Here is a 19,000-nt window from a genome sequence, read left to right on the forward strand (position 1 = left end):
AAAGAGCCATTCTGCCGGCTACTTAGACGTCACGACTTATTGGAAAGTTTGCTGTTCATAGTGACGTTTTTTTACGCCGTAGCTTTTAATTTGTGGCTTACCTTTTCTGGGAGGATATGTATTGGACATGACACTTGGCAGTATTTTTCTTTGCAATATTACTTCTTAGGAAATGCGGCATATTTCGGAGAAATACCTCAATGGCTTCCTCACCTTGGTCTCGGCACAGAAGGTTCGATGTGGTACGCAACCCAGGGTGGGTTTGTAACTAATATACTATTATTCATTGCACCTCTGTTAAAGAATATTGATTTTAGAGTCATTTTTAATACGGGCATTCTTTTTCAAGAGATCATCCTTATCGTTGGCAGTTGGCTACTTTGTAGACGTTTCCTCAAATCGCCAATCACTATTTTCATCGTTACAATATCTCTGCTCAATTCATCTGTTTGGGCCACACAATACTGGTTTAACTTCTCCTTCTTGCTGGCGCTGCCCTTGTCTTTGTATGTCGGGCATTGTTTTCTTGAAACAGCAAAATACCGATATCTGTTTCTTTTGTTTAGTCTAATAGCGTTGCAGACGCAAGGAAACCTTCCTTATTTTATTGTAGTATTCACGCTTATTATTACAGTTTACTTCATTCTCTATGCTTTCTTATACAAGAATGAGTTTTTTTGTTTTTTTAGTCTCGTTAAGGTGAACTGGCGGCTATTTGCTGCAACTGTTGGGGTCGTTTTGTTGCTGATTTTGGTTTACAAAACATCAAAATTAGGCATGCACTGGACGGCTGTCCCCTCCCGTGATGGCTCTGATGCGAGTGTCAGTCTTCATGAATATTTAACTTGGGGTAATGCCTTTCATCTTAGTGATTATCTTGCAGCCTTTGTGAGGACATCATTTAGTCTTGACTGGACATTCTATTTTGGATATCTCCCAATTATTGGTTTCTTTTTTGCTTTTAAGTCAAAACCGTCTCGAAGTGCTTTGCTGTTCTCTTCCGTGACCATATTTATTTTTTTGACAAGTCTTGGAGCATGTGTATCTACTGTTTTGTACTATTTGTGGCCATTCATGAGTATGTATAGACACCTGTCGCTAATTAATATCCTAAACAAAGTTTTTATATTGATTCTTGCAGGAATTGGTATTGACGGATTGCTTTTTAATCGTTTGTCAATCAACAAAACCGCTTGTCGTATAAAGCTTATTTGTGTTGGCATTGTTTCGCTGGTTATAAATATTTGTATTATTATAAATTTAACCCCAGAGTTGCTTGATAATTGGTCATGTCAAAATATTTTTGGTCTCGCCAAAGAATTCGCTAGCATATGGACGTCTGAACACTATATTTGTCACAACTTACTAAACGTATTGAAGGTATCGCCATTAATAATTGAGGGTGTTGTATTTTGTATGTGTACTCTTTTTTTGGTTTATATGGTTTTAACAAGCCAGCCAAAAAACAAACAATTATATATACTATTGACACTTTTTGTTTTTTGCCTTGACTCTTGTGGCTATAGAGTGAATCAATACAAAAAGTTCACTTTCATACCTGAGAAACATTTAAATAGTGCTTTTAGGCTTGAGAGTCCTTTTTTTGTTCGCCAATGGTGGATGGGGGAGGGAGGGGCTCCTTTGCTACCTCTCGGTGACAAAGAAAAATTAAGAAAAGAAATTTTTGAGACTATTCCGTTAAACTCTAGCAAAAAACAATGGATAAGTGAATTATTCTTGCAAAGCGAACTAATTAATAAGGATCTAAAAATAGTACACTATTCTAAATCATTGTATGATTTTTATAAACTTTATTTTTCTAAAAAAGAAAAAGACAGTGGCAAAACATTGTACGCATTATTGGCGGAAACCCCCCCCTTGTTGCGAGTAATAGGGGCTTCAATTGTTGACAGAATTCAATTCTATCAGAACCCGTTATTTCTTTATTCACTTGAAGATGTCTCTAAAAAACTTCAAGAAAAAAGATTTAGCGGCGAGGGCTTGTTTCTTTTTTCAAAAGACAAAAGTGAAACTTTGGCAGATGACCACATGAGAAGAATTGATATCGACTACGAGATCCTTAAATTTTCTGCAAATAATATTGTCATCCAATGTTCTTCGTCTGTGCCCAAAAATACCTATCTTTACTATGCGGATGGTTGGCATCCATGGTGGAAAGCAGATGTCAACGGCCATCCTGCAAAAATTTATCAGGCAAACATTGCTTTTAAAGCTGTTGCTCTTGATCCAGGAGTTAATGTTGTTTCTTTTAATTTCAATGCCCCAAACATGGACATAATTCATTTTATTTGGTTCGCAATGTCTTTTTTTTGGGTATTATATTTATTTTACTTGTGCAAGGACTTTGTCAGGTTTGGGGTCATTTTGCTTGTTTCAACTAAATACAAATTTAAATTCATTCTGCTTTTTATTGTTTTGTTGCTATGTGTTTCCAGTTTTTGTGTATATTTTGTTGATTGCGACGTGACGAGCGTATTTGAAGAGCTGCTATTTATTTTTCTTTTATTTTTGATTTTGAAAAAATCTGTAGCTTGTAATGAGACGTAGTCATCATAAGCAGTTTTATACAAAGAATTTTGTGCAGCGACGCCAAAAATTTGTAATCTTCAAAAGAACCCCTTCTTAGAGGCTGTCCCACGAAGATTTTCGGTGGCCAACCGAGCAAATTGCCATCCTTGTCCAGGGACGGGAGTTTTTACGAGGTTAGGAGCCTGTCCCACGAAGATTTTCAGCGCTAATCGGGCAAAGTGCCATCCTTCACTGGGTTGAAACGATTTTCAACCGACATACTCTCTTATCCGGCGTCTGCGCTCATATTGCTGGTAGCAGACGATTGTTTCCGATATAATCTCTTCTTTTGCCCTAGGTGACCACCAAGCTATGTCTATAGAGCTTGAGGATATTGTGCGTTAAGCACCATAGATCAAATTCACCACCTACTTTTTCAAGACCACGAAGCAGAAATTTTGCCAGATTACGACAGTCCTTTATTTGACCATAAGGAGCTTCTGCGATTTGACCTCGAAGTCGGTACAATGCTTTCCCGACCTTAGTCCTAAGCTTTCGTTCCATTCGCTCCTTCAGGCTCATGTCTTTGGGGATGCGCCCTCGGGGAGCCGCGACATTCTCACAGCGCTGCTTATGATCCTTCTTCACGGCAATATAAGGGTCGGCAGAACCAGGCTGATCCATGTATTCTAGGTTGGCTTGGCTGCAATAACCAGCATCGGCCAGAATCTTATCCGGCTCTTCCCCGATCTCGTAAAGATTTGCCTCGGCCAACTCAACCATTGGTTTCAACTGTCCAAAATCATTGCATTCACTAACCACGTCGCAGGCAATGATGACTTAGTCCTGGCTCACCACGGTCTGGGCGTTGTACCCCTGGATGAACCCCTTGCGCGTCTTCATTATCCGGCTTTCAGGGTCGGTCAGATTGGCCTTGGCCTCGCTGTCGACTTCCTGATTGATGGCCTTGGGTTTAGGTCCCCGCTTGTTTTTACCCGTCTTCTGCTCCTCACGTTCGCGAGCCTTCTGAGCGGCTTCCTGCTCCTTGGTCCGTTCCTGGGCCTGGGCCTCAAGTTCGGCTTTGGCCTTGCGAATCAGCGCCAAGCGCTCCTTCGCTGTTGCTACGTAACCGGTCAATCAGGCCCTTCTTACGCCGCTTGAGCTTTCTGTCATGGTTTATCCCACAGGAGGACGACCATGGCCACATCAGCAGCAGAGGGATGTTCCGAGAAGGCGGCATGTTGGACTGAACATATTGCGGCTTGGCACAAGAGCGGCCTGAGCCAAGGAGCATACTGCCGGCGGCATGGTCTTTCTCAGAGTTCCCTGAGCTATTGGCGGAAGCGTTTAGGGGCAACGGACGACGTGGGCGTCGCGTCTTTCGTGACCATCGTCCCCGTGCCGCTGCTCGCGTCGGCCCAAGCAGACATGGCAACCGCATCTGAGCCGCTGCTGGTACATGTAGGTGACGGCTTTCGCATCGAGATTAGAGGCGACTTCGCCGCGCCGGTGCTGGAAAAGCTTGTCCGCACGCTGACACGGCTATGATGTCGCCGGTAAGCGGCATCCGGGTTTATTTGGCTCTGGGAGCCACAGACATGCGTAAGTCTATCGACGGGCTGTCCATCCTGGTTTCACGGCAGCTGCAACTCGATCCGTTCGCCGGTCACCTTTTCGGCTTTTGCAACCGCAGCCGGACGATCATCAAGCTGCTCTACTGGGATCGCAACGGCTTTTGTCTGTGGCACAAGCGTCTGGAGCGGCATGTATTTCGCTGGCCAACCCGCGAGGCGGAGGTGCTTGCCATTGACTCCCGGCAACTGGCCTGGCTGCTTGATGGTCTCGATCCCCTAGCCGTGACGGGACACTCCCGCCTGGAGTATTCGACGCTCTTTTAGGCAGTATTGCCTTGATTAAATTGAATAATAATGAGAGATTGTTCGGGCCGTGGACATCAATTCCCTTCCTGACGACCCTGCCGTACTGAAAGCTCTCATTGTCGACATGGCCGCCAGCCAAGCTGACCAGCAGCAACATGTTGCCCAGCTTGAGCAGCGCCTTCGGCTCCTGAACCTGATCATCTACGGCCCGAAGTCCGAGAAAAAGCCCCGCACCGGCCAAGAGCAGCAGCTTTCCCTGTTCGATGAGGCCGAGCAGGCCGTGGAGGAGCAGAAACCGCAGACCTTCGAGGAGGCCTGCGCCCCGGCGAGCACCCGCCGCAAACGCGGCCGTCGCCCCATCCCTGCGGATCTGCCCCGGGTGGAGATCAGCCACGACCTGCCGGAATCGGAGAAGGTCTGCCCCTGCGGCGCTGAGCTGGTCTGCATCGGTGAGGAAGTCAGCGAAAAGCTCGACATCGTGCCGGCCAAAATCCAGGTCATCCGCCACATCCGGCCAAAATACGCCTGCCGGGCCTGCGAGGGCGTGGAAGCCGACGGACCGACGGTGAAAACCGTGTCCATGCCGCCCCAGATTATCATCCAAGGTATCGTCACCCCGGGCCTTTTGGCCCATGTCGCCGTGGCCAAGTATGCCGACGCGCTGCCCCTGTACCGCCAGGAGGATCAGTTCGCTCGCCTGGGGCTGGACATCTCTCGGGGAACCCTGGCTGGCTGGATGATCCGCGTGGCCAAGGCCTGCGAGCCGCTCATCGACATGATCATCGCTGAAATTCGTTCCGGGCCCATCGTCAACATGGACGAGACCACGGTCCAGGTGCTTGCCGAACCAGGCCGGGCCAACACCACGAAATCATTTATGTGGGTCGCCCGGGGCGGAACACCGGGAAAACTGGTCGTGCTCTTTCGCTATCATCCGAGCCGGGCCGGCAACGTGGCTGCGGAAATTCTGGGCGACTTCAAAGGCTATCTGCAGACCGACGGCTACAGCGGCTACGAGGCTCTGGGCGAACGGGAAGGTCTGCGCCACCTCGGCTGCATGGCCCATGTCCGGCGTAAATTCGTCGAAGTCGAGAAGACTGCCGGCAAGAAGGGCAAGGGCGGTACGGCCCATGCAGCCCTGGACCTGATCGGCAAGCTCTACGACGTGGAGCGCCAAGCCGAAAAGCAAAGGCTCAAGCCGGAGCAGATCACCGCCCTGCGGGCGGAAAAGTCCAGGCCGATCCTGGACAAGCTCAAGGCGCTGCTCGATGCCCGCGTCGCCAGCACGCCGCCTAAGAGTCTGCTTGGCAAGGCCATTGGCTATGCCATCAAACAGTGGGAGCGGTTGGTCGTCTACCTGGAAGACGGCCGGCTGCGGCCGGATAACAATCTGGCCGAGAACGCCATCCGTCCCTTTGCCGTGGGCCGCAAAAACTGGCTGTTCTCAGGTCACCCACGCGGAGCCGACGCCTCGGCCGCCATCTACTCCCTCATCGAAACGGCCAAGGCCAACGGGCTGGAGCCATACCGTTATCTGCGCCACCTCTTCGAGCACTTGCCGGCGGCAACAACTCATGCCCAACGCAAGGCCCTCCTGCCCCAACATCTCGATCCCTGCTCCCTGATCATCCCTGCCTGAGCTTCTGCCGCTTCCTGCTCGCCCTGACAAGACGCGCCTTATTGAGCGCTTACGTTGCTACCTTGGGGAGGCCATCGCCCGAGTCATCACCGAAACGCTTGTCTTCTTCTGCATCGGTGGCTTGCCACTCCGAGTCGCTTGCGGCGCTGAAACGAGGCGTCCAGGAAGCGTTATTCCGATTGGGCCATGCGCCAAAGTTCCATCAAACGGACAACTCCACGGCGGCCACCCATGACCTGACCAGCGGGAAGCGGGACTTCAATGCAGAATATTTGGATATAATGAATCATTTTGGAATGATACCCAGAACGATCGCCGTCGGTGAGAAGGAGCAGAACGGTGACGTTGAAACGACAGCCATGGCCGAAAACCAGGGTTGGAGTCACCAACGTTTTTTGCAGTATCTGGCTGAATTTGAACTGGAGGAAAGACGGCAAAGTCGCATCGAGCGTCTTCGCAAGGCGTCTGGACTCCCAAGCGATAAAACTTTGGCGAGCTTGGATAAGACTCAGACTCAAGTTGAAGCATTGCAGGAGCTTGAGAGCGAAGCATTTGCCACAGGCATCGCTTATCGTGTCAAAGAGCAGCTGCGATGGATTCGACGAGCCGAAACAAGCCAAGCGGCAAAATGGAGATCTACAAACTTTCTGAACTATGCCAGTGAGTTGATCGCTGGCGAGCCTCTGCTCAAACCAGTCGCCAAGGCCTTGAAGACATACAAGAAGCACCGTGACCGCATCCTCTTCCGTTGGTGCTCCTGGCACACCAACGCTCGCCTCGAAGGCCTAAACGGTCTCTTCCAGGCCGTTCGCGCCAGGGCCAGAGGCTACCGAAACGTCACGAACTTCATAACCATGATCTACCTGATCGCAGCCCCAATCGCCGACTTCCTTGCTCAATGAATTCCATTTGAAACGTCGAAGAACCAATCTTCGGCGATATCCACCTGGAATCGTTCGCCCACGTGCAGGCGCAGGGGAACACGGCCAGGACGAACGTCGAGCAAGGCGGAGGCCAGTTGCTGCGGGGCGACGGCCACGACGACCGGCACGGCATCCCGGTTGCCCTGCTCACGGGCAAGTCGACGCACCCAATGTCCCAAGGAGCTTGCCGAAACGCCCGCGCGACGGCAATACGCCGTCCGACTCAACCCGCTTTCACGCCACGCGGCCACCTGCTCCCGCCAGTACGTCAGCTTCGCCGTTGGCGTTCGACGCTTCCTGTAGCTCTCCGCCATCCTCGCCCCTCCTTGCTTGGGGCAATAATGCCAGATACAATGGGAACTCGGTAGAAGGGGCGGAATTTGCGCTTACCAATATTCCATGCTGGTAGACACCTACAACGGCAATAAATCTTCCGGGCCTCCGTGATTTCGCTGGACTTTTAGCCCTATAAACTCTACCCTTTTAATTTAGACGGGCTGGCTTGGTCATTTATAAAGATGTACGCTGTCATGTGGCTACGAATAATTGTAATTCTCGGCGTAATTTTTCTAGCCATTGGCATCCTTTGCTATTTACGCTAACAGTACCTTCTGGGAATCCAACTGCTGCAACAATGGTCTACCCCGCCCCCAATCGTCTCTATACTCGAATTTTTCTGGTGCTTTATGCTGGTTTGGTTTTAGCGATGGTGCCGACGCTCACGCTTAACTTAGCCGGAGGTTTCCACTGGGGGGGGGGCGGCCTGCTCTCGGCGTTCGGTGCATCGCTAGGCAGTTTTATCGCCTTTTTTGTCACCAGGTACGCATTTGGCGACATCCTGGAAAAATATTTCGCCAATGCCCTCGTAGATCGTACCCAACGGGATTTAGCTAAGAACAGTTGGCAGTGCGTCGCATTTTTGCGAGTCAATCCTGCCATTCCCACCGGCCCGTTGAATTATTTTCTTGGCCTTACCGCCGTCGATCCATGCGCATACCTTTTTTTCACAGCAGTATTCTCCACCCCGCCCAGTACCATCGTTGTCTGGATCGGGCTAGAAACCTATCCTCTTCTTTGCAAGGCTCATCAGCCGCACTTTGGCGCAGTATCCTTTTGATTTCGGCTGCGGTAACATTTTTTTTGTTGTACGCTGGATGACAAAAACACTTTTCAGCGTGAGGGCGGAGAAATATCGTGACGGTAACAATTTTAGCCTTGACTTTGAATGAAATCGTCGGTGTAAAAGCAATTTTGCCGCAGATTGACCCTGCGTGGTACAATCAACTCATTGTCGTTGACGGCGGATCAACTGACGGAACCATCGAATGGTGCCGTGAGAATGGCTACGAGGTCTATGTCCAAAAACGAAAGGGTATCCGCTTCGCCTATCTGGAAGTCATGTCACACATTACTGGTGATGTTATCCTTACACTCAGTCCCGACGGTAATTGCGAACCTACGGTTATCCCACTGATTCTCGAAAAAATGACTCATGGGTATGATCTAGTCATCGGCAGTCGCTATTTGGACGACGCCACCAGTAGCGACGACGATCTAGTTACAGGCTTTGGAAATTGGTTGTTCACGCGGACGGTCAACCTTCTGCACCACGCCAGCTACACCGATTGCATGGTTATTTACCGGGCCTTCACGAAACAGCTCGTATATGACTTGCAACTAGAACAGGAAGACTGCTATCTCCTCCCCGAAAAATTGTTTAAAACAGTAATCAGTTGGGAACCGTTGATGGCAGTGCGGGCAGCAAAAGCCAAAATGAAAATCTGTGAGGTGGCCGCCGGAGAACCGGAACGCCTTGGCGGCGAGCGCAAATTGCAGATTTTTCGCTGGGGAGCAGCGTATTATTTTCAGTTTTGGCGTGAACTTTGGTTCTGGAAACCTCGCTCTTCCAAGTGAACGATATTGGCCTCCCCATGCGGGTGGAGTCGTGTTCGACAACCGGTTGCGACACGACGTAGGGGTAATTATAAAATATCATGATCACTAAACGACCTACTTTGCCTTACGTTTCCGTCGTGCTGTCATTTTACAATGAAGAATGCGTATTGCCTGAATTGCTCCGGCGTCTCCGAGCGGTGTTTCGTGAGGAGATCGCGCGTGAATCGGTGCGCGGATATGAACTGATTTTCGTAGATGATGCCTCCACGGATAATTCAGCCGCTGTACTTAACGAAGAATACCGAATCCACGATGATGTCGTCATCGTGACCATGTCCCGAAACTTCGGTGTATCCGAATGTGTGTTGGCCGGTATGGAGCAGGCGAAGGGCGAACTGGTGGTCTATATGGATGCTGATCTCCAAGACCCTCCCGAGGTCATTCCGCGTCTGCTTGATGCCTGGCATGCTGATCCCGAGGTGGAGGTTGTCTATACCACCCGAAGAAGCCGAGCCGGGGAACATCCGCTCAAACTGTTGATCACCAAATGGGGTTACCGACTTATCAACAGCATTTCGAGCATTGCACTTCCCGTGGATTCCGGAGACTTTAAGTTGCTGTCACGGCGTGTGGTGGACGAGTTGTTGCACCTTGGCGAGGTCAAGCCCTATCTTCGCGCCTTGGTGAGTTGGGTGGGGTTCAAGCAGATTCCCGTTTACTATGACAGGGAGCCTCGCCTCGACGGCGCCGCCAAAACAAAATGCCCCGTCTTGAGCCGAAAGGTTATTTGGGGCTATTTCGACCGTGCGCTCATCTCTTTTTCTGACGCGCCCCTTAAACTTTGCCTTTTTCTAGGTTTTTCCGTCTCGTTTATGGCCCTACTCTATATTCTTGTCGTGCTTGTCCAGAAGGTCTTGGGCTGGTACGTCCCTGGTTGGCCGGCACTTATGGCAGCGATACTCCTGATTGGCGGCGTTCAACTGCTCATGATCGGCTTCATAGGCCTCTATATTAACATCATCTATCTTGAATCTCGACGACGGCCGCGCTACATTATTAACCGCGTTGACGCTAAAGATAATCGCGCGAAGCCTACTGATCATGGGCGTCGCAGACGGGACATTGCATGACACGAATCGATATCGTGCTTCTCAAGCCAGGAAGTCAGAAGCTGCTTTACGGCGACCTGTCCGATTTCGAACTGACGGCCATTGAGCCGCCTTTTTGGGCGGCGCTCCTAGCTGCGTATCTGCGGGGGAAAGGGTTCTCCGTGGCTCTGTTTGACGCCGAGGCCGAAGGCTGGACCCACGAGCAGGCTGCCGCCGCCCTGGCCGAGGCCGAGCCCCGTTTGGCGGTGCTTGTGGCCTCGGGCACCAATCCCTCGGCTTCCACCATGAACATGCAAGGTGCCGGCGCGCTGCTTGCTCGGGTCAAGGAACTTTCCCCGGACACGGCCACCATGCTCTCGGGATTGCATCCCAGCGCCCTACCTGAAAAGACACTCCTTGAGGAGAAACCGGATTTCGTCTGTCAAGGCGAGGGGTTTTATACCTTGCCACCCTTGCTCGAAGCCTTGGCCGGCTCCAGCGAAATCCCGGCCATCGACGGACTGTGGCGGTTGGCCTCGGACGGCAGCGTTGTGCCCGGTGTACGCCCCGCAGTGTTTGCTGATTTGGACGCCCTGCCCATGCCGGCCTGGGACCTCTTGCCTATGGACCGTTACCGGGCGCACAATTGGCATTGTTTTAACGACATTACCCGGCGTCAGCCTTACGCTGTCCTCTCCACCAGCCTAGGCTGCCCGTATCATTGCACATTCTGCTGCATCAACGCGTTGTTTGGCCGGCCCGGCTTACGGACGCGTTCCACGGCCTCCGTGCTGCAGGAAATTGACTGGTTGGTCTCCACGCATGGCGTGCGCAACATCAAGATCCTCGACGAGATGTTTGCTATCAACGAGAAGCGGGTGGTCGAGCTGTGCGACGCCATCGCCGAGCGAGGCTACGATCTTAACATCTGGGCCTATGCCCGGGTCAACACCGTCACCCCGCCGATGATCGAGTCCATGAAACGGGCCGGCGTCAACTGGCTCGCCTATGGTTTCGAGACGGCCAGCCGCCGTGTGCTCGCGGCCAACGCCAAGGGCTACGATCCCGCCAAGGTGGACGCCGTGGTGGACTTGACCCGCCGGGCTGGCATTTACATTTGCGCGAACTTCATTTTCGGCCTCCCCGAGGACGACTACGACAGCATGCAGGAAACTCTCGCCCGTATGCAGGAAATCAACGCCGAGTGGGCCAACATTTATTCCGCCATGGCCTTTCCCGGCTCGAAATTGTACGAGCAGGCCCTGGCCAAAGACTGGCCGCTGCCTGAGACTTGGCGAGGCTATTCCCAGTACGCGCCGGAATGTCGGCCGCTGCCCACCAACTATCTTACGGGCGGCCAGGTCCTTGCCTTCCGGGATTATGCCTTTGACGCCTACTATCGCAACCCGCGCTATCTCGACATGATCCGGCGCACCTTCGGCCTACCCACGGTGCGGCACGTCATGAAAATGTCGGCCAAGTCCCTGCGGCGCGATTTCGCCGAGCCCTACGGCGGCTTCAGAACCGACGAGGCCGCGTCGTGAGGGCGCTTGCGCCCCCGACGATGTATGCTCCGCGCCGCCCCACCGAGCAAACCACGGTGCGTCTTGGCGTAGGCGTTATTATCCTTGACGAGGCTGGCCGGCTTCTGCTGGAACGCCGGAGCGACTGCGGCTGGTGGGGCCTGCCAGGAGGGGCCGTGGATCCAGGGGAGAGCGTGGCCGAGGCAGCCATGCGCGAGGCCTTCGAGGAAACAGGACTCCGCCTTGAACTCACCGGCCTGCTCGGCGTCTATTCCGAGCCAGCGGGCCGCATAGTGATCTATCCCGACAATGGCGACGAGCGCCACCTCGTGGACGTTTTGGTTACAGCCCGCATCGCCTCCGGCGAGTTACGCTCCAGCCAGGAAAGCCTTGAACTGTGCTTTTTCGATCCAGTGGATTTGCCTGACGACATCGTGCCGCCGGCCAGACGGCCCCTGACGGACTTCCTTCTGGGATGCAACAACGTGCTCCGCTAAAGAGGAACCCTCATGATAATCAGCAGAACGCCTTATCGCATCTCCTTTTTTGGCGGCGGTACGGATTATCCTGGCTGGTACAAGGTCCATGGCGGCCAAGTCCTTTCTACGACCATCGACAAATATTGCTACATCACCCTGCGCTATCTTCCGCCTTTTTTTGAGCACAAGATTCGCGTTGTGTATTCAAAGATCGAATCGGTTTCCAATATTGACGATATCCGCCATCCCGCCGTGCGCGAGGTCCTCCGGCACTTGAATTTCGACCGGGGCCTGGAAATTCACCACGACGGCGACCTGCCGGCCCGCAGCGGCATGGGGTCGAGCTCCACCTTCACCGTGGGTCTGCTCAACGCCCTCTACGCTCTCAAGGGCGTCATGCGCAGCAAGCGCCAACTCGTCGAGGAGAGCATTTATATTGAGCAGGAAATGATCAAAGAGACCGTCGGGTCCCAGGATCAGACCGCCGCCGCCTGCGGCGGCCTCAACCACATCGTCTTTCATCCCAGCGGGGATATCGAGGTCCGGCCCGTGACCCTCACCCGGGATCGCCGCCAGGAACTCTCCGACCACCTCATGCTCTTTTACACCGGCATCATGCGCACGGCCTCCGACGTCGCCAAAAGCTACGTCGAAGACATCTGCCAGAAGGAAGCCCTGCTGCACCGCATGAGCGCCATGGTCGACGAAGGGGTGGACATCCTGCAAAGCACCCGATGCATCTGCCGTTTCGGCGAGCTCCTCGACGCCGCCTGGCAGGCCAAGCGTCGCCTGAGCTGCAAGGTCAGTAACGACGTGGTAGACAACCTTATGGCCCGGGCCAAGGATAACGGGGCCATCGGAGGCAAGATCGCCGGGGCCGGCGGCGGCGGCTTCATGCTGCTCTTTGTGCCACCCTCAGCACAAAAGCGCGTACGAAACGCCCTGGGCGAACTGCTGCACGTGCCGTTTCACATTGCTGCCGACGGCAGCCAGATCATTTTTTACGATCCCGCCGTGGACGATTTCCGCCATATCGAGGACGAACGCTCCAGGCGCGAAATCCAGTGTCTGCGGGAACTTGGAACCCTGAAGTCGGGGGGAGGCTTGTCGTGAAAAGCGAGACGATGCTCGCCCTGTACCGTTCCATGCTGCGCATCCGGCGCGTTCAGGAACGGATCGAGTCCTTGTATCTGCAAGACGCCATGAAGACTCCGGTGCATCTGTGCATCGGTCAGGAAGCCATCGCCGCCGGTATCTGCCTGGCTCTTGAACCCGACGACTCCATTCAGAGCAACCACCGCGGCCACGGCCACTATCTGGCCAAGGGCGGTGACCTCAAGGCCATGATCGCCGAGTTGCACTGCAAGGCCACGGGCTGCTCTGGCGGCTTCGGCGGCTCCATGCATCTGGTCGACGTCGCGGCAGGACACCTCGGCAGCTCCTCCATCGTAGGCGGCGGCATCCCCATTGGCACGGGCATAGGTCTGGCTATGCGGATGCGTCGCACCAGCCAGGTCAGCGTGGTCTTTTTCGGCGACGGCGCGGCCGACGAGGGCGTGCTGTACGAAAGCCTCAACTTCGCCATGCTCAAGCGTCTGTCCGTGATTTTCGTCCTGGAGGACAACCGCTGGGCCGTATGCTCCCCACGCGACTCGCGCCAGACCGGTGACAACGTCTTCCTGCGCGGGGCCGATCCAGACCGGCTCTTTACCGCCCGTCTGGACGGCAACGACGCCGAGATCGTCCACGAGACCGCCCGGGCGGCCGTGGCCCGGGGCCGATCGGGTGCCGGCCCGTCGCTTTTGGTGTGCGACACCTACCGCATCATGGGACACGCCGGCTGCAAGGCCCAGGAGCCTTCCGGCTATCGCGACGCCTGCGAAATCGACGCATGGTCCGATAAATGCCCGGTGGCCCTGTACCGGGCCAAGCTTGCCTCCCGAGGCATCCTGGACGAGCCCACCGAAGCGGCCATGGAAGCGACGATCGCGGCGGAAATCACCGAGGCCTTCGACTTTGCGGCCCAAAGCCCGCTGCCCCACGACGGCGACCTCCACAAGCATCTTTTCAGCGAGTAACGCACATGCCCTGGTCACAGATCAAACCGGATATGGACGAGCCCGATTACGGCCGTGACAACGGCCTGGACGGGCGCCGCGTCACCTACGCCGCCGCCACCCGTGAAGCCTTGGCACAGGCGCTCAGTCTCGACGAACGCGTCTTCGTCATGGGCCAAGGCGTCGACGACCCCAGCGGCATGTTCGGCGCTTCCCGCGGCCTGCACCTGGAATTCGGAAACGAACGCGTCTTTGACACGCCCCTGGCCGAAACGGCCCTGACCGGCGTGGCCGTGGGCGCGGCCCTGGCCGGCATGCGGCCCGTCTACATGCACAACCGCCCCGATTTCCTGTTCCTGGCCCTGGACCAACTGGCCAACCACGCCGCCAAATGGCGTTTCATGTTCGGTGGCGCGGCTCCGAGCGTCCCCCTGGTCATCTGGGCCTGCATCGGCCGGGGCTGGGGGTCGGCGGCCCAGCATTCCCAGGCCTTACAAGGCATCTTCCAGCATATCCCCGGCCTCAAGCTCGTCATGCCCTCCACCTGTCACGACGCCAAGGGCCTCATGTTGGCCGCCATCAAGGACGACAATCCCGTAGTTATCATCGACCACCGCTTCAATTTCAAAAACAAGGGCATCGTGCCCGAAGATCCCTATCTCGTGCCCCTCGGCAAGGGCATCGTCCGACGCCCGGGCCGTGACGTCACCGTAGCCGCCTTTTCCCATCTGGTCGCCGACGCCTACATGGCGGCCGAGGAACTGGCTCGCGAGGACGGCATCGAGGTCGAGGTCATCGACCCGCGCAGCATCCGCCCCCTGGACGAGGAGCTCATCCTCGGCTCTCTGGCCCGCACCGGCCGTCTGGTGGTGGCCGACACCGGCTGGAAAACCGGCGGCGTCACGGCCGAAGTGGCCGCCCTGGCCGCGGAAAAGGGCTTCGCCTCGCTGAAGGCCCCGGTGGCCCGGGTGGCCAGCCCCGATCTGCCCACCCCGGCCGGCTACACCCTGGAGGCCGCCTATTACGTGGGCAAGGACCAGATCAAGGACGCTGTGCGGCGCGTGGCCCGGGCCTAGCCGTCCAGCCCCGGAAAGGATGGAGCCATGCACAACGACGCCCGCGTGTTCATCGCCGGCGGCGGCAAGGCCGTTTGCCGGGCCATCCGGCGCGCCCTGGCCGCATCCGGCGTCAGCCAGGTGGCCGGAGCCGGCGACAACGAACCCGATTACGCCGATCAGGCCGCCGTGGAGCGGTTTTTCGCCGACTTCCACCCCGAATATGTCTTCATCGCCGGCGGCAAGGCCGGGGGCATCGGCTACAACCGCGCCCATCCGGCCACCCTGGGGCTGGACAACCTGCTTCTGGCCACCCACGTTATGGACGCGGCCCGCCGCCACGGAGTGAAAAAGCTGGTTAATCTGGCCAGCTCCTGCTGCTATCCCAAGGTCTGCCCACAGCCCATGGCCGAGGAGCACCTCATGACCGGCCCGCTGGAGCCCACCAACGAGGCCTACGCCCAGGCCAAGCTGGCCGGCATGGCCCTGGCCAAGGCCTACCGCCAGGAATACGGCCTGGACTACGTCACGGCCATTCCCACCAATTACTTCGGCCCCGGCGACGACTTCAGCCCCGAAAACTCCCACGTGGTCGGGGCGCTGCTCAGCCGTTTCCACGCCGCCAAGCACAACGGCGATCCCGAGGTCGTGGTCTGGGGCACGGGACGTCCTCGGCGCGAATTCCTGTACGTCGACGACGTGGCCTCGGCCTGTCTGGCCGTCATGGACGGCTACAGCGACGAGGCGCCCATCAACATCGCCGGCGGCGAGGATCTCTCCATCGCCGAACTGGCGGCCATGGCCGGGGAAGTCGTCGGCTACCAGGGCGCGCTGCGCTTTGCTGTCGACAAGCCCGACGGCATGATGCAAAAGCGCCTGGACGCCTCGAAACTGCTGGCCCTGGGCTGGTCGCCGGCCCATGACTTCAAAACGGCCCTGCGCCATACCTACCAATGGTTTTGCGGTCAGTCCGCCTGACCGCCCACGCCCAGAGGAACGCCATGTCCAAAATGAAAGTGCCCTTCGGCACCATTTCCATCCCCCCCCGGGCCAAGGAACTCATCAACGAGGCCCTCGAGATCAAGCGGGTGTCCTGCGGCCGTATGGTCCGCCAGTTCGAAGAAGGCTTTGCCAAGCTGCTCGGCATGCCCCACGCCGTAGCCGTGGCCACGGGCACCGACGCTGACGCCCTGGCCCTGGCCTTGCTGCACGACTTTGGGGCCACCCCGGAAAGCGAAGTCATCATTCCGGCCCTGTCGTTTGTGGCCACCGGCAACGCCGTGCTCCACGCCCGGCTGACCCCGAAGTTCGTGGACATCGACCGCAAGACCCTTAACATCGACGTCTCCAAGATCGAAGCGGCCATCACCGAACGCACCAAGGCCATCATGCCTGTGCACCTCATGGGCAAGCCGGCGGACATGGACCCCATCATGGACATCGCCGCCCGCTACAATCTCACCGTGGTGGAAGACGCCGCCGAAGCCCACGGCATGCTTTACAAAGGCAAGCCGGCAGGGGCCATCGGCCATCTCGGGGCCTTTAGTCTGTACGTCGCCCACATCATTTCCACCATCGAGGGCGGCATCATCACGTGCCGCAGCGAAGAGCACGCCGAGATCCTCATTTCCCTGCGCTCCCACGGACGGGGCTGCTCCTGCCCGTCCTGCGTGCTCTCCACCACTCAGAGCTACTGCGCCAAACGTTTCCGCGACGGCCAGGACATCCGCTTCACTTTCCCCCGGGTGGGCTATTCCTGCAAAATGAACGAACTGGAAGCCGCCGTGGGCCTAGCCAACATCGACGTCTACGAAGACATCGTGGCCACCCGGCACGCCAACCTCAAATACGTCCTGGACCGGTTCGAGCGCTTCGCCCCCTTCCTCTCCACCATCACCGAGGAGTCCTGGGAGAAGATCGGCCCCCACGCCATTCCCGTGGTGGTCAACGAAGCCGCCTCCTTTACCCGCGACGAGCTGGCTTCGTACCTGGAACAAAACGGCGTCGAGACCCGCACCCTTTTCGCCTCCATGCCCACCCAGTGCCCCGGCTTCGCCTACCTCGGCCACCAACTCGGCGAATTTCCGGTGGCCGAATACATGGGGCACAACGGTTTCCACATCGGCTGCCACCATGATCTCGGCATCGCCGAAATGGAGTATTTCCTCCACGTCCTGGACAAGTTCCTCACCGAGCGCCAGTCCTAAAGGCCGGCGCGGCAAACACGAACACACGGAAACACCATGGAAAAGCAAAGCATTCTCGTCACCGGCGGGGCCGGCTACCTCGGTTCCGTCATGGTCCCGGCCCTGCTGGCCCAGGGCTACAAGGTCACCGTCCTTGACTCGCTGCTGTTCGGCCAGGATTCCCTGCTCGACTGCTGCCACTACGACGGCTTCGACTTCATCAAGGGCAACATCGCCGATACCGCCCTCATGGAGTCCCTGGTTCCCAAGTTCGACGTCGTCATTCCCCTGGCCGCCATCGTGGGCGCGCCGGCCTGCAAGCTCAATCCGTCCCTGACCACCATGGTCAACCACGATGCTTACCTGCATCTGATCAAGATCCTGAGCCCCTCCCAGCGCGTGGTCTTCCCCACCACCAACAGCGGCTACGGCATCGGCGAAAAAGACGCCTACTGCACCGAAGAATCCCCGTTGCGCCCCATCTCCGAATACGGCCTGTGCAAAGTGGAGATCGAAAAGGCCTTCCTGGACAAGGGCAACGCCGTCAGCTTCCGCCTGGCCACCGTGTTCGGCATGAGCCCGCGCATGCGCATGGACCTGCTCGTCAACGACTTCACCTACCGGGCCTTCAAGGACCGCTTCATCATCCTTTTTGAAGAGCATTTCCGCCGCAACTACATCCACGTGCGCGACGTGGCCAAGGCCTTCCTCATGGCCCTGGAAAAGTACGACATCATGAAGGGCCAAGCTTACAACGTGGGGCTGAGCACCGCCAACCTGACCAAGCGCCAGCTGTGCGAGAAGATCAAGGAACACATTCCGGACTTCTACATCCACTCCGCCGCCGTCGGCGAAGACCCGGACAAGCGCGATTACATCGTGAGCAACGACAAGATCGAGGCTCTGGGCTGGCGTCCCGATTTCGACCTCGACCGGGGCATCCGCGAACTGCTCATCGGCTACCGTATCCTCAAGCCCAATCGGTATGCCAACGTCTAACAGCGGCCTTGCTGGCGGGCCGGTCCGCGAAGCCATTGTCCTGTGCGGCGGGCAGGGAACGCGTTTACGCGCGGCCCTGCCCGCTTTGCCCAAGGTATTGGCTCCTATCGCCGGCCGGCCTTTCATCGCCTACCAGTTGCGGGCCCTGGCCCGGCTCGGCATCCGCCGGGTGGTCCTGGCCACGGGCTATCTGGCCGACGCCGTTTGGGAAGCGCTGGGCGACGCCCAGGAAGGCATGGATCTGGTCCACTCCCGGGAACAGACGCCCCTGGACACCGGCGGCGCGCTGCGCCTGGCCCTGCCCAGCCTCGACGGCGAGGCGGCGCTGGTCCTTAACGGCGATTCCTACCTTGATGCGGATCTTTCCCCCCTGGTCGCCCCCCTGGCCGATGCGCCCCCTTGCCTCATGGCCGCCGCCGCCTTGGCCGACACCACCCGTTTCGGCAGGCTGCTGTTCCAGGAAGACGGCGCGGTGACCGCTTTTACCGAAAAAGGGCTGTCCGGCCCGGGCCACATCAACGCCGGCGTCTACCGGTTCACCCGCCAGACCCTTGAAGCCCTTCCGGCCGACCGGCCCGTCTCCCTGGAGCGCGAAGTTTTTCCGGGACTCATCGGACGCGGCCTGCGGGCCATCCCCCTGTCCGGCGCGTTCCTGGACATCGGCACCCCGGAATCCTATGCTGCGGCCGAGGCGTTTTTCGCCGCAGTCGGGCCGTAGGCCGACAAAGCGCGCTGAAGGTCGCCCA

At 56.6% G+C, this 19,000-nt stretch carries 20 protein-coding genes; 17 read left to right on the top strand and 3 right to left on the bottom strand.

Annotated features, from left to right (window positions below):
* Nucleotides 1-60: 60 nt before the first annotated feature.
* Nucleotides 61-2,568: a hypothetical protein gene (locus DMR_RS24060; RefSeq protein WP_148208556.1), complete on the top strand. Its 2,508-nt coding sequence runs from the start codon at nt 61-63 to the stop codon at nt 2,566-2,568.
* A gap of 315 nt (nt 2,569-2,883) precedes the next feature.
* On the opposite strand, the gene DMR_RS22710 is transcribed toward DMR_RS24060, so the two are convergent.
* Nucleotides 2,884-3,351: a transposase gene (locus DMR_RS22710; RefSeq protein ID WP_012750619.1), complete on the bottom strand. Its 468-nt coding sequence runs from the start codon at nt 3,349-3,351 to the stop codon at nt 2,884-2,886.
* A gap of 18 nt (nt 3,352-3,369) precedes the next feature.
* Nucleotides 3,370-3,633 (bottom strand): hypothetical protein, encoded by a 264-nt coding sequence (locus tag DMR_RS22715; RefSeq protein ID WP_052279082.1) that lies wholly within the window; start codon nt 3,631-3,633, stop codon nt 3,370-3,372.
* A 93-nt stretch (nt 3,634-3,726) separates the two neighbouring features.
* Between DMR_RS22715 and tnpA (DMR_RS21945) the strand changes: the two genes are divergently transcribed.
* The 4 genes from tnpA (DMR_RS21945) to DMR_RS25860 all read left to right on the top strand — a co-directional run bounded on the left by tnpA (DMR_RS21945) (nt 3,727) and on the right by DMR_RS25860 (nt 6,950).
* On the top strand, nt 3,727-4,077 hold the full coding sequence (tnpA, locus tag DMR_RS21945) for an IS66 family insertion sequence element accessory protein TnpA (protein WP_012750621.1): 351 nt from the start codon (nt 3,727-3,729) through the stop codon (nt 4,075-4,077).
* Nucleotides 4,077-4,427, top strand: a complete 351-nt coding sequence (gene tnpB / locus DMR_RS21950) for an IS66 family insertion sequence element accessory protein TnpB (RefSeq protein WP_268741137.1) — start codon at nt 4,077-4,079, stop codon at nt 4,425-4,427. Before tnpA (DMR_RS21945) ends, tnpB begins: the two co-directional genes overlap by 1 nt.
* A gap of 106 nt (nt 4,428-4,533) precedes the next feature.
* Complete coding sequence (gene tnpC, locus DMR_RS21955) at nt 4,534-6,048, top strand: IS66 family transposase (RefSeq protein WP_232502949.1); 1,515 nt, start codon at nt 4,534-4,536, stop codon at nt 6,046-6,048.
* Between the two features lie 41 nt (nt 6,049-6,089).
* The gene (locus tag DMR_RS25860; protein WP_407636348.1) at nt 6,090-6,950 is read left to right on the top strand and encodes a transposase; all 861 of its coding nucleotides are present in this window, start codon (nt 6,090-6,092) and stop codon (nt 6,948-6,950) included.
* Here DMR_RS25860 and tnpA (DMR_RS21965) read toward each other — a convergent pair.
* Nucleotides 6,944-7,285 (bottom strand): IS66 family insertion sequence element accessory protein TnpA, encoded by a 342-nt coding sequence (gene tnpA, locus DMR_RS21965; protein ID WP_043602382.1) that lies wholly within the window; start codon nt 7,283-7,285, stop codon nt 6,944-6,946. The genes DMR_RS25860 and tnpA (DMR_RS21965) overlap by 7 nt on opposite strands.
* A gap of 320 nt (nt 7,286-7,605) precedes the next feature.
* On the opposite strand from tnpA (DMR_RS21965), the gene DMR_RS24070 reads away from it, so the two are divergent.
* The 12 genes from DMR_RS24070 (at nt 7,606) to DMR_RS22020 (ending at nt 18,972) form a co-directional block, all read left to right on the top strand.
* Entirely contained in the window at nt 7,606-8,088 is a 483-nt protein-coding gene (locus DMR_RS24070; protein ID WP_148208557.1) for a TVP38/TMEM64 family protein, read from the top strand.
* Between the two features lie 77 nt (nt 8,089-8,165).
* The gene (locus DMR_RS21970) at nt 8,166-8,885 is read left to right on the top strand and encodes a glycosyltransferase family 2 protein (protein ID WP_012750626.1); all 720 of its coding nucleotides are present in this window, start codon (nt 8,166-8,168) and stop codon (nt 8,883-8,885) included.
* An 80-nt stretch (nt 8,886-8,965) separates the two neighbouring features.
* Complete coding sequence (locus DMR_RS21975; protein WP_012750627.1) at nt 8,966-9,997, top strand: glycosyltransferase family 2 protein; 1,032 nt, start codon at nt 8,966-8,968, stop codon at nt 9,995-9,997.
* Complete coding sequence (locus DMR_RS21980; protein WP_012750628.1) at nt 9,994-11,499, top strand: B12-binding domain-containing radical SAM protein; 1,506 nt, start codon at nt 9,994-9,996, stop codon at nt 11,497-11,499. The genes DMR_RS21975 and DMR_RS21980 overlap by 4 nt, the downstream gene beginning before the upstream one ends.
* Complete coding sequence (locus DMR_RS21985; protein ID WP_012750629.1) at nt 11,496-11,975, top strand: NUDIX domain-containing protein; 480 nt, start codon at nt 11,496-11,498, stop codon at nt 11,973-11,975. Before DMR_RS21980 ends, DMR_RS21985 begins: the two co-directional genes overlap by 4 nt.
* A 12-nt stretch (nt 11,976-11,987) precedes the next feature.
* The gene (locus DMR_RS21990) at nt 11,988-13,070 is read left to right on the top strand and encodes a kinase (protein ID WP_012750630.1); all 1,083 of its coding nucleotides are present in this window, start codon (nt 11,988-11,990) and stop codon (nt 13,068-13,070) included.
* The gene (locus DMR_RS21995; protein WP_043602384.1) at nt 13,067-14,035 is read left to right on the top strand and encodes a thiamine pyrophosphate-dependent dehydrogenase E1 component subunit alpha; all 969 of its coding nucleotides are present in this window, start codon (nt 13,067-13,069) and stop codon (nt 14,033-14,035) included. The genes DMR_RS21990 and DMR_RS21995 overlap by 4 nt, the downstream gene beginning before the upstream one ends.
* Before the next feature lie 5 nt (nt 14,036-14,040).
* Nucleotides 14,041-15,090 carry an alpha-ketoacid dehydrogenase subunit beta gene (locus tag DMR_RS22000; RefSeq protein WP_012750632.1) on the top strand — a complete coding sequence of 350 codons (1,050 nt, stop codon included), beginning with the start codon at nt 14,041-14,043 and terminating at the stop codon, nt 15,088-15,090.
* A gap of 27 nt (nt 15,091-15,117) precedes the next feature.
* Nucleotides 15,118-16,047, top strand: a complete 930-nt coding sequence (locus DMR_RS22005) for a GDP-L-fucose synthase family protein (RefSeq protein ID WP_012750633.1) — start codon at nt 15,118-15,120, stop codon at nt 16,045-16,047.
* A gap of 23 nt (nt 16,048-16,070) precedes the next feature.
* Nucleotides 16,071-17,276, top strand: a complete 1,206-nt coding sequence (locus tag DMR_RS22010) for a DegT/DnrJ/EryC1/StrS family aminotransferase (RefSeq protein WP_148208558.1) — start codon at nt 16,071-16,073, stop codon at nt 17,274-17,276.
* A gap of 36 nt (nt 17,277-17,312) precedes the next feature.
* The gene (locus DMR_RS22015; protein WP_012750635.1) at nt 17,313-18,254 is read left to right on the top strand and encodes an NAD-dependent epimerase/dehydratase family protein; all 942 of its coding nucleotides are present in this window, start codon (nt 17,313-17,315) and stop codon (nt 18,252-18,254) included.
* On the top strand, nt 18,241-18,972 hold the full coding sequence (locus DMR_RS22020) for a nucleotidyltransferase family protein (protein ID WP_012750636.1): 732 nt from the start codon (nt 18,241-18,243) through the stop codon (nt 18,970-18,972). The genes DMR_RS22015 and DMR_RS22020 overlap by 14 nt, the downstream gene beginning before the upstream one ends.
* Nucleotides 18,973-19,000 lie beyond the last annotated feature (28 nt).

Source organism: Solidesulfovibrio magneticus RS-1, from assembly GCF_000010665.1.
In the GTDB taxonomy this organism is placed as follows: domain Bacteria; phylum Desulfobacterota; class Desulfovibrionia; order Desulfovibrionales; family Desulfovibrionaceae; genus Solidesulfovibrio; species Solidesulfovibrio magneticus.

What these genes read in the sequence shown, in the direction of transcription:
- tnpA (WP_012750621.1), top strand. Translation starts at nt 3,727, where the DNA reads ATGGCCACATCAGCAGCAGAGGGATGTTCCGAGAAGGCGGCATGTTGG.
- tnpB (WP_268741137.1), top strand. Translation starts at nt 4,077, where the DNA reads ATGTCGCCGGTAAGCGGCATCCGGGTTTATTTGGCTCTGGGAGCCACA.
- tnpC (WP_232502949.1), top strand. Translation starts at nt 4,534, where the DNA reads ATGGCCGCCAGCCAAGCTGACCAGCAGCAACATGTTGCCCAGCTTGAG.
- tnpA (WP_043602382.1), bottom strand. Translation starts at nt 7,285, where the DNA reads ATGGCGGAGAGCTACAGGAAGCGTCGAACGCCAACGGCGAAGCTGACG.
- DMR_RS24070 (WP_148208557.1), top strand. Translation starts at nt 7,606, where the DNA reads ATGGTCTACCCCGCCCCCAATCGTCTCTATACTCGAATTTTTCTGGTG.
- DMR_RS21975 (WP_012750627.1), top strand. Translation starts at nt 8,966, where the DNA reads ATGATCACTAAACGACCTACTTTGCCTTACGTTTCCGTCGTGCTGTCA.
- DMR_RS21980 (WP_012750628.1), top strand. Translation starts at nt 9,994, where the DNA reads ATGACACGAATCGATATCGTGCTTCTCAAGCCAGGAAGTCAGAAGCTG.
- DMR_RS21990 (WP_012750630.1), top strand. Translation starts at nt 11,988, where the DNA reads ATGATAATCAGCAGAACGCCTTATCGCATCTCCTTTTTTGGCGGCGGT.
- DMR_RS22000 (WP_012750632.1), top strand. Translation starts at nt 14,041, where the DNA reads ATGCCCTGGTCACAGATCAAACCGGATATGGACGAGCCCGATTACGGC.
- DMR_RS22005 (WP_012750633.1), top strand. Translation starts at nt 15,118, where the DNA reads ATGCACAACGACGCCCGCGTGTTCATCGCCGGCGGCGGCAAGGCCGTT.
- DMR_RS22010 (WP_148208558.1), top strand. Translation starts at nt 16,071, where the DNA reads ATGTCCAAAATGAAAGTGCCCTTCGGCACCATTTCCATCCCCCCCCGG.
- DMR_RS22015 (WP_012750635.1), top strand. Translation starts at nt 17,313, where the DNA reads ATGGAAAAGCAAAGCATTCTCGTCACCGGCGGGGCCGGCTACCTCGGT.
- DMR_RS22020 (WP_012750636.1), top strand. Translation starts at nt 18,241, where the DNA reads ATGCCAACGTCTAACAGCGGCCTTGCTGGCGGGCCGGTCCGCGAAGCC.